We start from the raw sequence: 12,208 nt of genomic DNA, 5'->3' as shown, positions 1-12,208 counted from the left end.
CTCACCGGGTGAGCGCCCCCACCGACCACGCCGTCGTGCTGCTCGCGCACGGCTCACCCGACTCGCGCCACGCGCGTGGCGTCGAGGCGCTGGCGGCACGCGTGCGCGCCCTCGCGCCCGGGCGGGCGGTCCACACGGCATACCTCGACCACCACCCGCCGTCCCCAGCCGACGCGGCGGCAGCGGCGGGCCGTGGGCCGGTGGTTCCCGTCCTGCTCACGCCCGCCTACCACGTCCGGGTCGACGTGCCCGACGCCGTCACCGTGATGCGCTCGGCCGCCCCCGGCCCCTTCTGGGCGACGGCTGCGCTCGGGCCCGACCCGCTGCTGCTCGCCGCCGCGGCCGAGGTGCTCGACCGTGCCGGGATCTCGCCCGACCCCGGCACAGCCGTGGTCCTGTATGCCGCCGGCTCCAGTGACAGCGCCGCCGTGGCCACGATCACGGCGACCCTGGCGGCGCACCCGCCCGCCGGGGCCTGGGGACCGTGGCGGGTCGCCGCACTCGACGGCGGGCAGGCCCTCCCCGCCGTCCTCGCCGACCTGCCGAAGGAGGTCCGTCGCACGGTCGCTGTCTCCTTCATGGTCGCCGAGGGCATCCTGCGCGACCGCATGGTCACCGCGTGTGCCGACGCGGGCATCCCCATGGTGGCCGGGACGCTGGGTGACACCGACGCGGTGGCCCGGCTGGTGCTGCTGCGGGCCGGTAGCCTGCCCCGGTGAGCGAGACGACCCGCCCCCACCCGCACCTGCGCGTCACGCGCGAGGGCGCTGTCCTGAGCGTCGTGCTCGACAACCCGACCCGGCGCAACGCGCAGACGCCCAGCCTCTGGCTGGCACTCGCCGAGGTGGCCGAGCAGCTCGACCCCGAGGTGCGGGTCGTGGTGCTGAAGGCCGACGGGCCGTCCTTCTCGGGCGGCATCGACCTCTCGATGCTGACGCCTGGCGGCGTCGAGGGCGAGGTCTCGATGCTGGCCCCCGCCGCCGAGAGCCCCGAGGCCATGGCGGAGACGATCGCGCCGTACCAGCGCGGCTTCACGGCGTGGGCCGACGTGGATGCCGTCGTCGTCGCCGCGGTGCAGGGACACGCGATCGGAGCCGGCTTCCAGCTGGCGCTCGGCGCGGACCTGCGGGTCGTGGCCGACGACGTGCAGTTCGCGATGCGCGAGACGTCGCTGGGCCTGGTGCCGGACCTCGGCGGCACCCAGCCACTGGTCGACATCGTCGGCTACGGCAAGGCGCTGGAGATCTGCGTGACCGGCCGTGCCGTCGGTGCCGCGGAGGCGGTCGCCTCCGGGCTGGCCTCGGTGGCCGTGCCCGGCCACGAGCTCGCGGCGACGACCGCGGACCTCGTCGCCGCGATCCTCGCGGCCCCGGAGCCCGCAGCGCGCGAGCTCAAGCCGCTGCTGCGACGCGCGGCGTCCTCCAGCAGCCGGGACGACCAGCTGCGGCACGAGCGGGAGGCCCAGGGCCGGCTGCTGCACGCGCTGGTGACCCAGCGCCTCGCGCAGGCCGGTCCGACGGGCCCCGACGCCGACCAGCAGGCCTGAGGCCTCCAGCGACGCCGCGTTGTCGGTGGTCCGCGCCATGCTGGGCGTGTCCGGCACCGCCGTCGTCGTCCCACCTGGGGAATCACGACCCCGGCGACGGTGTTGACGGGCGAGACGAGAAGACAGCGTGATCGGGGCCGGGCAGACCGGGCCGCCGGCGCGGAGGAGTGCCCATGAGCATGCACGGCTGGATGGCCATGCGGTCGCTGACCCAGGACGACTCGGTCAAGGACCGCAAGCTGGCGCCGGGGACGGCCCGCCGCGTCATGGGTTACGCGCGGCCCTACCGGCGCGAGATCGCCGTCTTCGTCGGCCTCGTCGTCGTCACCTCGTCCCTGGTCGTCGCCACGCCGCTGCTGCTCAGGAAGCTGATCGACGAGGGCGTCACCCCCCAGAACCGCGCGGTGGTCATCACGATCTCCCTCCTGGTGGCCGGGATCGCCATCGCCGAGGCGCTCCTGACGCTGGTGCAGCGCTGGTTCTCGTCCCGCATCGGCGAGGGCCTGATCTTCGACCTGCGCACCGAGGTCTTCGCCCACGTGCTGCGCCAGCCGATCGCCTTCTTCACCCGGGCGCAGACCGGCGCGCTCGTGAGCCGTCTCAACTCCGACGTCCTCGGCGCGCAGCAGGCGTTCACCTCGGTGCTCTCCAGCGTGGTCAGCAACGTCGTGTCGCTCGCCCTCATCATCGGCACCATGGCAACGCTGTCGTGGCAGCTGACGGTCGCCTCGCTGGTGCTGCTGCCCTTCTTCCTCGTCCCTGCGCGCATCATGGGTCGCCGCCTCGCCGGTCTCACGCATGCCCAGATGGGCCTCAACGCGGACATGGGCAGCCGGATGACCGAGCGGTTCAACGTCGCCGGAGCGCTGCTCGTCAAGGTCTTCGGCCAGCCGACGCGGGAGGACGCCGAGTACGCCGAGCGGGCGGGCAAGGTGCGTGACATGGGCGTCCGGATCGCCATGAACCGCAGCATCTTCATCGTCGCGCTCACCCTCGTGGCGTCGCTGGCGACGGCGATGGTCTACGGCTTCGGCGGTCTGATGGCGGTGGGCGGCACCCTCACCATCGGCACGCTGCTGGCGCTGACGGCCCTGCTGGCCCGCCTCTACGGCCCGCTCACGTCGCTGTCCAACGTGCGCGTCGACATCATGACCGCGCTGGTGTCCTTCGAGCGGGTCTTCGAGGTCCTCGACCTCCAGCCCCTGATCCGCGAGCGCGACAGCGCGACCCCGCTGCCCGGGGGGCCCGTCCGTGTCGACCTCGACCACGTCGGCTTCCGCTACCCCGCCGCGGACGACGTCTCCCTGGCGTCCCTCGAGACGACGGTGAGCGGGGACCGGCGCGGTGGCGGCGACGTGCTCAGGGACGTCAGCCTGCACATCGAGCCCGGCCAGATCGTCGCCCTGGTCGGCCCGAGCGGTGCCGGCAAGACCACCCTGACGGGGCTGGTCGCCCGCCTCTACGACCCGACGACGGGCACGGTCCGCGTCAACGGCACCGACCTTCGCGACGCGACGCTGGAGTCCGTGCGGGCCACGGTCGGGGTCGTGACCCAGGAGGCACACCTCTTCCACGACACCATCCGTGCGAACCTCGCCTACGCCAAGCCGGAGGCCACCGAGGAGGAGATGGTGGCTGCCCTCAGGGCCGCGCAGGTCTGGCCGCTCGTCGACTCCCTCCCCGAGGGCCTCGACACGGTCGTGGGCGACCGGGGTCACCGCCTGTCCGGCGGGGAGAAGCAGCGCCTGGCGATTGCCCGGCTCCTGCTGAAGGGGCCGGGCCTCATCGTCCTCGACGAGGCGACGGCCCACCTGGACAGCGAGTCCGAGGTCGCCGTCCAGCGGGCCCTCGACGAGGCGCTCTCCGGCCGCACCGCGCTGGTGATCGCCCACCGGCTCTCGACCGTGCGCGGCGCCGACCAGATCCTGGTCGTCGACGAGGGCCGCATCGTCGAGCGTGGCCGCCACCACGAGCTGCTCGCCGCGAACGGCCTCTACGCGGACCTCTACCGCACCCAGTTCGCGGAGCAGGCCTCCGGGATCGTGGCCTGAAGGGGCGCAGTCTCAGGCGTCCTCCTCGTCCCAGATCCGCACCTTCTTGGGCCGCGCCGCCGTGCGGGGTGGGCGCCCCGCGCCGCCCCGGCCGGTGGCTCCGGCGGCCTCGACGCTCTCGCGGTGCTCTCGCCGGACACCGACGAAGACCAGCACGAAGCCGACGGGCATCGCCAGCCACCACTGGAACGCGTAGGCCTGGTGCGGCCCGATGCCGGTGTCCGGCCGCTCCAGGCGCGCCGGCCGCTCCGGCCGGGCGCCGTCAGGGGTCGACTCCATGTCCAGCACGAGGTAGGCGCCCAGCAGGTCCGTGCCCAGCTCGCGGGAGGCCTCGGCGAGGTTGATGCTGGCCAGCTGCCCCCGAGGGAGGCTCCGGTCGAGCGATTCCTCGGACAGGCGCAGCCACCCGGTCACCTCAACCGGCCCGTCCGGGGCGGACGGCACGTCCGGGAGGGCTTGGGCGCTCTCGGCGTTGGGCACCCACCCGCGGTCGACCAGCAGGACGGAGCCGTCCTCCAGGGTCAGGGGGAAGAGTGCCTCGTACCCGTAGGTGCCGTCGAGCGGACGGTTGCGCACGAGCAGGGGATCGCCCGCGGCATACCGGCCGGTGGCGGTCACCCTGGTCCAATCGCGGGCGAGCGGCAGGGGGCCAGGACCCACCACATCGCCCAGCGGGACCGGTGCCGCGTCGTAGTGGGCGGTGATGCGGTCAGCGCGAGCCTGGCGCTCCTCGTAGCGCCCCCACTGCCACTGGCCGAGGAAGAACGCAGCCACGGCGAAGGCGGCGGCGAGGGCCAGCGCACCCAGCCACCGAGACGACGCAGCAACCCTCAGCACCGGATCACGGTACCCGGCTTAGGCTGGTACCCATGACCGGCCTCCCGTTCCCGCGCGTGCGCCCCGCGACGCCCGCCCTCCCCGAGGGCGCCACGGGTCTCGCGGACCAGTTCGGCCGCGTCGCCCGGGACCTGCGCGTGTCCGTGACCGACCGCTGCAACCTGCGCTGCACCTACTGCATGCCGGCCGAGGGGCTGCCCTGGCTGCCCAAGCCCGAGATGCTCACCGACGAGGAGATCGTGCGCCTGGTGGGCGTGTTCGTCGCCCTCGGGGTCCGCCAGGTGCGACTGACCGGCGGTGAGCCGCTGCTGCGCCGTTCCCTGGTCGACGTGGTGCGGGGGATCGCCTCCCTGAGCCCTCGGCCCCGGATCGCCATGACCACCAACGGCGTCGGCCTCGACCGGCTCGCCGCGCCGCTGCGCGAGGCGGGTCTGGACCGCGTCAACGTCAGCCTCGACACGGTCGACCCCGCCGAGTTCGCCGCCCTGACCCGCCGCGACCGGCTGCACGACGTCGAGGCCGGGCTCAAGGCCGCCGCGACGGCGGGACTCGCCCCGGTGAAGGTCAACGCGGTGGCCATGCGCGGGATCAACGACACCTCCGTCGTGGAGCTGCTGCAGTGGTGCCTCGACCGCGACTACGAGCTGCGCTTCATCGAGCAGATGCCGCTCGACGCCCAGCACGGCTGGGACAGCTCGACCATGGTGACCGCCGGCGAGGTGCGCGCCCGGCTGGAGGAGCGCTTCACCCTGACGGAGCTGCCGGCGGAGGACCGCGGCAGCGCCCCGGCCGAGCGGTTCCTCGTCAACGGCGGGCCCGCCACGGTGGGCATCATCGCGAGCGTGTCCGCACCCTTCTGCCAGGCCTGCGACCGGGTGCGCCTCACCGCCGACGGGCAGGTGCGCAACTGCCTCTTCTCCCGCACCGAGACGGACCTCCGCGGCCCGATGCGCGACGGCGCCTCCGACGCCGAGCTCGTCCGGCTGCTGCAGGGCGAGATGTGGCGCAAGGCGCGCGGTCACGGCATCGGCGACCCGGGGTTCGTCCAGCCCGACCGGCCGATGTCCGCCATCGGCGGCTGAGTCAGCGGACCAGGTCGAGGCGGCGGGTCAGCTCCGAGAGGGCCAGGGCTGCGGACCGCCGCACCTGCGGGTCGGGGTCGCTCATTGCGCCCCGCACGACAGCGAGGTCCTCGTGCTCGCCGGTGACGCCGAGCGTCCGCAACGCTGCGACACGCACCCGGCGGAGGGTGTGGCCGGCCAGCGAGGCGGCGGGGTGTGCCGCGGCGCCGAGCTCGCGCTGCCAGGCCACCTTGAGGCACATCTCGGCAACCCGCCATGCGGGGTCGTGCAGCCCGTCGACGACCGCAGGACCGGCGCTGTCGTCCCAGAGGTAGCGCAGTCCCCGGGCACCCCAGACTCGCGGCCACTCCTCGCCTCGCCGGTCCAGCGCGAGCGCTGAGGCGTGCAGCCCGGTCAGTGCAGGGAGCGCCTCGAGGTGGTCGTGAGGATCAGCGCCCCCGAGCAGGTCGAGGAGGACGTCCACGGCTGCGACGGGCCCGACGACGTCTGCCCAGGCAGGGATCGTGTCCCGGATCGCTGGCCGCGTCGCCCGCACCGGTCCCACGCAGCCCGCCTCAGCCGGCTCCGGCCGGGATCGCGTCGGCCGGCACCGTCTCGGCGAGGAAGCCGCGCACCGAGAGGAACTCGCCCAGGCTGGTGCGGTGCTCGTCGCACGCCAGCCACACCTTCCGACGGTCGGGCGTGTGCAGCTTCGGGTTGTTCCACAGGTGCGCCCACGTGGCGGTCTGCCGGCAGCCCTTGGCGCTGCACACCAACGCCTCCATCAGGGCTCGATCTGGCGCTTGGGGTCCGTCACGGGGGTGACCGGGTTGAAGCGCCCGTCGAGCCGCGGGCGGACCGCGTTGGCGAGGACGACGGCGATGTAGGGCAGCACGACCGCGAGGACGGCGAACAGGCCCCACACCCACCACGGCGCGCCGTTCGTCGCGGTGACCGCCGCCAGCAAGAAGCACACGGTGCGGATGCCCATCGTGACGAGGTAGCGCTTGATCCGGGCGGCCTGCTCGTCCCGAAGCGACTCGGGGGCCGTCGTGACCGACTGCACGGCCGGGTGCCGCACGTGTCGCCGATGGGACGGGCTGTCCATGCCTCAACCATATGCCGCTTTCGATGCCGACTACCCATCGGTAGTCGGCTAGCGTCACGACAGATCGCGGGCCGGGCCCGCCGACCGTCGTCGACTGGAGGAGAGCGCATGGGGCAGGGTCGGAACGTGCTGGTGACGGGTGGCAACCGGGGCATCGGGCTGAGCATCGCCCGGGCCTTCGCGGAGGCCGGGGACCACGTCGTCATCACCCACCGTTCGGGCGAGCCACCGGAGGGGCTGAAGGGCGTCCGCTGCGACGTCACGGACTCGGCCTCTGTCGATGCCGCGTTCGCTGCCGCCGAGGAGCTGCTCGGCGGGCCCGTGGAGGTGCTCGTCGCCAACGCCGGGATCACCAAGGACCAGCTCCTCATGCGGATGAGCGACGAGGAGTTCGACTCGGTCGTGGACACCAACCTCGCGGGCGCCTTCCGCTGCGCCCGCCGCGCCTCCAAGGGGATGATCCGCCTGCGCAAGGGCCGGATCGTGTTCATCTCCAGCGTCGTCGGGCTCTACGGCTCGCCCGGCCAGACGAACTACGCGGCGAGCAAGTCGGCCCTCGTCGGGCTGGCCCGCTCGATCTCGCGCGAGCTCGGTGGCCGCGGCATCACCGCCAACGTGGTCGCCCCCGGCTTCATCGAGACCGACATGACCGCCGAGCTGCCCGAGGACCGCAGGAAGGCCTACCAGGCCAGCATCCCGGCCGGTCGCTTCGCCCGGCCCGAGGAGGTCGCCGCGGTCGTGCGCTTCGTCGCGTCGGACGACGCGGCGTACATCACCGGCGCCGTCGTCCCCGTCGACGGCGGCCTCGGCATGGGCCACTGACCCAGGCGCCACCGCCGCACGCCAGCACTACCGCACGCCACCACCACCAGACGCCACCAGAGACGAGAGAGGCGCACATGCTGCTCGAGGGCAAGAAGCTGCTCATCACCGGAGTCCTCATGGACTCCTCCATCGCGTTCCACGTGGCCCGGCTGGCCCAGGAGCAGGGCGCCGAGGTCGTCCTGACGTCCTTCGGCCGGACCATGAGGATCACTCAGACGATCGCGAAGCGGCTGCCCACGACCCCGCCCGTGCTGGAGCTCGACGTCACCGACCAGGAGCACCTCGACTCGCTCTCGGACCGCCTCGGCGAGCACGTCGACCGGCTCGACGGGGTGCTGCACTCCATCGGCTTCGCCCCCCAGGGCGCCTTCAACTTCCTGGAGGCGACCTACGAGGACGTCTCGACCGCGATGCACGCGTCCGCCTACTCCCTCAAGGCCCTCGCGGTGGCGGCGCTGCCGCGGATGGCCCAGGGCGGCAGCGTGGTGGGCCTGACCTTCGACGCCAAGTTCGCCTGGCCGGTCTACGACTGGATGGGTGTCGCCAAGGCCGCGTTCGAGGCCACGAACCGCTACTGCGCCCGCGACCTCGGCCCCCGGGGTGTGCGCTGCAACCTGGTGTCCGCCGGCCCGATCCGCACGACTGCGGCGAAGTCCATCCCGGGCTTCGAGGCGTTCGAGGAGTCGTGGGCGACGCGGGCGCCGCTGGGCTGGGACGTCAACAATGCCGTGCCCGCCGCGCAGGCCTGCGTGGCCCTGCTGTCCGACTGGTTCCCGGCCACGACGGGCGAGATCGTCCACGTCGACGGCGGTTTCCACGCGATGGGCCAGTAGCCGGTCGGGACCGCACCTGAGCGGCGACTAGGCTCCGCTGCATGACGTCCGCCCCCTCCGTCACCGTCGCCGAGGTCCGGGTCCTCGAGGGCCCCAACCTCTACTTCGCCAGGCCGGCGATCAAGGTCAGCCTCGAGCTCCCCGGCTACCTCGCTGCCGAGGAGCGTCACCTCGCCGACCTCGCCCGGCGCGCGGGGCTGCGGGGCAGCCGACCCGGCCAGCCGGGGTCGGAGCAGCGGCAGCGGTTCGTGGCACGGGTCGTGGAGCGCGCCGTGCGACGTCTCGCGACGGCGACCGGGACCAGCCGCCTCGGCGTGCGCAGCCGGCCGGGTTCGTCGCCGGAGCACGTCGTCGTGGCGTTCGTCTGGCGGCGGCGCGGGCGGGGTCAGGCGCTCGGCGCCGCGCTCGGGCCGATGCTCCAGGCCTGGCTCGACGGCGAGGATGCCCTCGCCGAGCAGGCGGACCTCATCACCCATGCCGACCCCGGGCCCCGGCCGTCGGTGCTGGTGCCCGCGGTCCCCGTGGCCTCCATCACCGGGACCAACGGGAAGACCACGACGACGCGGCTCCTCGGCCACATCGGCATGACGGCCGGACTCACCACCGCGTGGTCCTCCACCGACGGTGTCGTGGTCCAGGGCGAGCTCGTCGAGCACGGCGACTACTCCGGCCCGGCGGGCGCGCGCGCCGTCCTGGCCACGCCGGGCCTCCAGCTCGGCCTCCTCGAGACGGCCCGAGGCGGCATGCTGCTCAAGGGCATGGGGGTGGCGGCCAACGACGTCAGCGTCGTCACCAACGTCTCGGCCGACCACCTCGGGCTGCAGGGCATCGACACCGTCGACCAGCTGGCCGAGGTCAAGGCCATCGTCACCAAGGTGACGCGACCCGGCGGCTGGGCGGTCCTCAACGGCGAGGACCCGCGGGTCTGGGCCATGCGGACCAACACCCGGGCCAGGCCGTGGGTGTTCGCGCTGCGCTCGGACTCCCCGGCGGTCCGCGAGGCCCTCGACGCGGGCGGCCGTGCCATCACCGTCCTCGACGGCGACATCACGGTCATCAACGAGAAGGGCGAGTCCGACCGGATCGTCGCCATCATCGACGTGCCCGTCACCCTGTCCGGGCTCTCGCAGCACAACACCGCCAACGCGCTGGCGGCGACCGCGGCTGCCCTCGGCCTGGGCCTCCCGCGCGAGGCCGTGGTCGAGGGACTGCGCACCTTCGCGCCCGACATGCGCCTCAACCCGGGCCGGATGAACACCTACACCCTGCGCACCGCCGACGGGGGCGCGGTGACCGTCATCGTCGACCTCGCCCACAACGAGGCAGGCCTCGAGGCACTCATGGACGTCGCCCACGGCCTGCGTGTGCCCGGTGGCCAGGTCCACCTCGGTCTCGGGCTCGCCGGCGACCGCACCGACGAGCTGCTGGAGTCGATCGGCGAGCTCGCCGGGCTGCGCGCCGACCGGATCGTGGCGGCCCACAAGGCCCACTACCTGCGGGGGCGCACGATGGCCGGCCTCGAGCACCACCTGCGGGTCGGGCTCGCTCGTGCCGGCGTCGCCGACATCGAGTCCTACGAGACGGAGCTCGCCGGGCTGCAGGCCCTGGTCCCCGAGGCTGCCGACGGCGACGTCGTCGCCCTCATGTGCCACTCCGAGCGCCAGCAGGTCGCCGACTGGCTGGCCGAGCAGGGGGCGACCCCGGACACCGCGGCGGACATCCGGCGCAAGGTCGTCGCGTCCCGCGGCGAGCACGAGTTCGAGGCGGCGATCGCCGAGCTCTGGGACCTGACGGACGACGACGCCCGGATCCGGGCCGCTGCCGAGCTCCACCACGAGCACCCGCATGACGCCCGGCTCGCCTTCGAGTACGCCGGGGCGCTCGACGCGGCGGGTCGCGAGCGCGAGGCGATCGAGGGCTACCGCAAGGCGCTGGCCGCCGGGCTGCGCGAGCCGCACCGGCACCGCGCCCGCATCCAGCTCGCGTCCAGCCTGCGGGTGGTCGGGGAGGCCGCCGGCGCCTACGAGCTGCTCTCGGAGCTCGCCGCCGAGCGGCCGCACAGCGTCGCGGTCTCTGCCTTCCGGGCGCTGGCGGCGGTCGACTGCGGCCGCACGCCCGAGGCGGTGGCGGACCTCATCGACACCCTGCTCCACCACGCCGGCGACGAGGACACCCTCAGCTACCAGCGTGCGCTGCACGCGTATGCCGTGGAGCTCCGCGCGCGCTGAGGCCGAGCCTCCACCGGTGGACGCCCGCGCCCGTACGGAGTGCCGAACAGTCGGCCCCGTGGCACACCGGACGGGCCGGCTGGCCCCACGTCAGCCCTGGTGGGCTGCCTCCAGCTCCTCGTCCGCGGACGCCCCGGCCTCGTCGCCGGAGACCTGGGCCTCCGTCTGCAGCTCGGCCGGGTCGAGGTCCGGGTCACTGACCACCGGGCCACCGGTGTGGGCGCCGGCCTGGGCGCTCTGCGTCAGCTGCTCGAGCTCGGCCAGCACGTCAGCGTGCTTGTCGACACACAGCACGACCACGTCGCCGGGGTTGGCCCGGGCCATGGTGTGGTGCAGGGCGTCGATCTCGTCGAGCACGACCTCGACCTGGCGGCAGCGCACCCCCTCCAGGCCGAGCTGGGAGCGCGCTCCCTCGGCGACCAGCTCCGCGCACTCGCCGCGCCTGCGGCCCCGCAGCCGCTCGTCCTCCCGAACCACCAGGACGTCGAAGTGCCTGGCCGCGATCGCCCCGAGCTCGCGCATGTCGTCGTCGCGCCGGTCGCCGGCGGTGGCGATGACCCCGAGCCGGGAGATGCGGCCGAGGTCGGACTGGCCGGCCTTCTGCGCCGAGTAGCTCTCGACGAAGTCGCCGAGGACCCGCATGCCGGGGGCGTTGTGGCAGTAGTCGACGAAGACGTCGATGTTGTTGACGTTGACCTGGTTCATGCGGCCGGGGGAGAGGTAGTACGAGGTCGCGAACGTGCGCAGCCCCTGACGGATCTCGTGCAGCCCGGCACCCGCGGCGAAGGCGGCGCCGGCGGCGGCCATCGCGTTCGCGACGTTGAACTTCGCGGTACCGCCGAACGTCGACGGGAGCAGGTGGGTCCAGGCGAGCTGCATCGATCGACGGCCGTGCTTGATGACGATCATGTCGCCCTTGTCGGTGGGTTCGAGGACGACGGCCCTGCCACCGCGACGGCAGTAGTCCTCGACGAACTCGCGGACCTTCGTGCCGGGCGGCTGGAGCGAGAACCAGACGATCCCCCCGGAGCAGCGGCGTCGCATCTTGCGCACGTGCTCGTCGTCGGCGTTGAGGACCGCAAAGCCGTCACGCGGCACCGCCTCGACCACCACGGCCTTGACGTCGGCGAGCTGCTCGAGGGTGTCGATGCCGCGCATGCCCAGGTGGTCCGGGGCGATGTTGGTGACGACGGCGACGTCGTTGCGGTCGTAGCCGAGCCCCTCGCGCAGGATGCCGCCGCGGGCGACCTCCATGACCGCGAAGTCGACCCGGGGGTTCTGCAGGACCATCCGGGCCGAGCGCGGGCCGGACGCGTCCGACTTGATGACGAGCCGCTCGTCGATGACGATCCCGTCGGTCGAGGTCATGCCGACCTTGCGGCCGATGCCCTTGAAGATGTGGGCGATCATGCGAGACGTGGTGGTCTTGCCGTTGGTGCCGGTCACGGCGACGATCGGCACGCGCGAGGGCGACCCCGGCGGGAACAGCAGGTCCACGACGGGCTTGGCGATGAACTGCGGCTCGCCCACGGTCGGGTGGGTGTGCATGCGGAAGCCGGGGGCCGCGTTGACCTCGCAGATCGCGCCGCCGGTCTCACGGACCGGGGAGGCGATGTCCGGGCAGATGAAGTCGATGCCGGCGACGTCGAGCCCGATCATGCGGGCCGCCTCCTCGGCGATCTCGATGTTGTCGGGGTGGGCGTCGAAGGTGCGGTCGAC

Annotated in this window: 12 protein-coding genes; 7 read left to right on the top strand and 5 right to left on the bottom strand. The window is 73.4% G+C overall.

Translation table 11 applies throughout. From position 1 onward, the window contains the following. The first annotated feature begins 8 nt into the window (after positions 1–8). From VIB11_RS13285 to VIB11_RS13275, 3 genes are all read left to right on the top strand, one after another. Positions 9–719 (top strand): sirohydrochlorin chelatase, encoded by a 711-nt coding sequence (locus tag VIB11_RS13285; protein ID WP_332031711.1) that lies wholly within the window; start codon positions 9–11, stop codon positions 717–719. Beyond that, positions 716–1,546, top strand: a complete 831-nt coding sequence (locus VIB11_RS13280) for an enoyl-CoA hydratase/isomerase family protein (RefSeq protein ID WP_332031710.1) — start codon at positions 716–718, stop codon at positions 1,544–1,546. The genes VIB11_RS13285 and VIB11_RS13280 overlap by 4 nt, the downstream gene beginning before the upstream one ends. Before the next feature lie 173 nt (positions 1,547–1,719). Then, positions 1,720–3,597, top strand: coding sequence for an ABC transporter ATP-binding protein (locus VIB11_RS13275; RefSeq protein WP_332031709.1), 1,878 nt, complete (start codon positions 1,720–1,722; stop codon positions 3,595–3,597). A gap of 12 nt (positions 3,598–3,609) precedes the next feature. On the opposite strand, the gene VIB11_RS13270 is transcribed toward VIB11_RS13275, so the two are convergent. Further along, the gene (locus tag VIB11_RS13270) at positions 3,610–4,434 is read right to left on the bottom strand and encodes an SURF1 family protein (protein WP_332031708.1); all 825 of its coding nucleotides are present in this window, start codon (positions 4,432–4,434) and stop codon (positions 3,610–3,612) included. Positions 4,435–4,466: 32 nt separating this feature from the next. Here VIB11_RS13270 and moaA point away from each other — a divergent pair, with 32 nt between their 5' ends. Next, positions 4,467–5,516 carry a GTP 3',8-cyclase MoaA gene (moaA, locus tag VIB11_RS13265; RefSeq protein ID WP_332031707.1) on the top strand — a complete coding sequence of 350 codons (1,050 nt, stop codon included), beginning with the start codon at positions 4,467–4,469 and terminating at the stop codon, positions 5,514–5,516. A 1-nt stretch (position 5,517) separates the two neighbouring features. Here moaA and VIB11_RS13260 read toward each other — a convergent pair whose 3' ends face one another. From VIB11_RS13260 to VIB11_RS13250, 3 genes are all read right to left on the bottom strand, one after another. Continuing rightward, a complete protein-coding gene (locus VIB11_RS13260; protein ID WP_332031706.1) occupies positions 5,518–5,979 on the bottom strand; it encodes a HEAT repeat domain-containing protein in 462 nt (153 codons plus the stop codon). A 91-nt stretch (positions 5,980–6,070) separates the two neighbouring features. Beyond that, positions 6,071–6,280 carry a hypothetical protein gene (locus tag VIB11_RS13255; protein ID WP_332031705.1) on the bottom strand — a complete coding sequence of 70 codons (210 nt, stop codon included), beginning with the start codon at positions 6,278–6,280 and terminating at the stop codon, positions 6,071–6,073. After that, positions 6,280–6,603: a DUF3099 domain-containing protein gene (locus VIB11_RS13250; protein ID WP_332031704.1), complete on the bottom strand. Its 324-nt coding sequence runs from the start codon at positions 6,601–6,603 to the stop codon at positions 6,280–6,282. Before VIB11_RS13250 ends, VIB11_RS13255 begins: the two co-directional genes overlap by 1 nt. Before the next feature lie 108 nt (positions 6,604–6,711). Here VIB11_RS13250 and VIB11_RS13245 point away from each other — a divergent pair, with 108 nt between their 5' ends. The 3 genes from VIB11_RS13245 (at position 6,712) to VIB11_RS13235 (ending at position 10,489) form a co-directional block, all read left to right on the top strand. Then, positions 6,712–7,425, top strand: coding sequence for a beta-ketoacyl-ACP reductase (locus VIB11_RS13245; RefSeq protein WP_332031703.1), 714 nt, complete (start codon positions 6,712–6,714; stop codon positions 7,423–7,425). Positions 7,426–7,502: 77 nt separating this feature from the next. Continuing rightward, on the top strand, positions 7,503–8,261 hold the full coding sequence (gene fabI, locus VIB11_RS13240) for an enoyl-ACP reductase FabI (protein ID WP_332031702.1): 759 nt from the start codon (positions 7,503–7,505) through the stop codon (positions 8,259–8,261). A 41-nt stretch (positions 8,262–8,302) separates the two neighbouring features. After that, positions 8,303–10,489 carry a tetratricopeptide repeat protein gene (locus VIB11_RS13235; protein ID WP_332031701.1) on the top strand — a complete coding sequence of 729 codons (2,187 nt, stop codon included), beginning with the start codon at positions 8,303–8,305 and terminating at the stop codon, positions 10,487–10,489. Between the two features lie 90 nt (positions 10,490–10,579). Here VIB11_RS13235 and VIB11_RS13230 read toward each other — a convergent pair. After that, positions 10,580–12,208: Mur ligase family protein (locus VIB11_RS13230; protein WP_332031700.1), on the bottom strand; the 1,629-nt coding region annotated here is incomplete at its 5' end.

The organism is Pedococcus sp. (genome assembly GCF_036554925.1).
Lineage (GTDB): Bacteria > Actinomycetota > Actinomycetes > Actinomycetales > Dermatophilaceae > Pedococcus_A.
This window is presented reverse-complemented; position numbering and strand designations above follow the sequence as displayed.

Excerpts from the sequence above, each read along its gene's own strand:
- VIB11_RS13275 (WP_332031709.1), top strand. The coding sequence starts at position 1,720 with ATGAGCATGCACGGCTGGATGGCCATGCGGTCGCTGACCCAGGACGAC.
- moaA (WP_332031707.1), top strand. The coding sequence starts at position 4,467 with ATGACCGGCCTCCCGTTCCCGCGCGTGCGCCCCGCGACGCCCGCCCTC.
- VIB11_RS13255 (WP_332031705.1), bottom strand. The coding sequence starts at position 6,280 with ATGGAGGCGTTGGTGTGCAGCGCCAAGGGCTGCCGGCAGACCGCCACG.
- VIB11_RS13250 (WP_332031704.1), bottom strand. The coding sequence starts at position 6,603 with ATGGACAGCCCGTCCCATCGGCGACACGTGCGGCACCCGGCCGTGCAG.
- VIB11_RS13245 (WP_332031703.1), top strand. The coding sequence starts at position 6,712 with ATGGGGCAGGGTCGGAACGTGCTGGTGACGGGTGGCAACCGGGGCATC.
- fabI (WP_332031702.1), top strand. The coding sequence starts at position 7,503 with ATGCTGCTCGAGGGCAAGAAGCTGCTCATCACCGGAGTCCTCATGGAC.
- VIB11_RS13235 (WP_332031701.1), top strand. The coding sequence starts at position 8,303 with ATGACGTCCGCCCCCTCCGTCACCGTCGCCGAGGTCCGGGTCCTCGAG.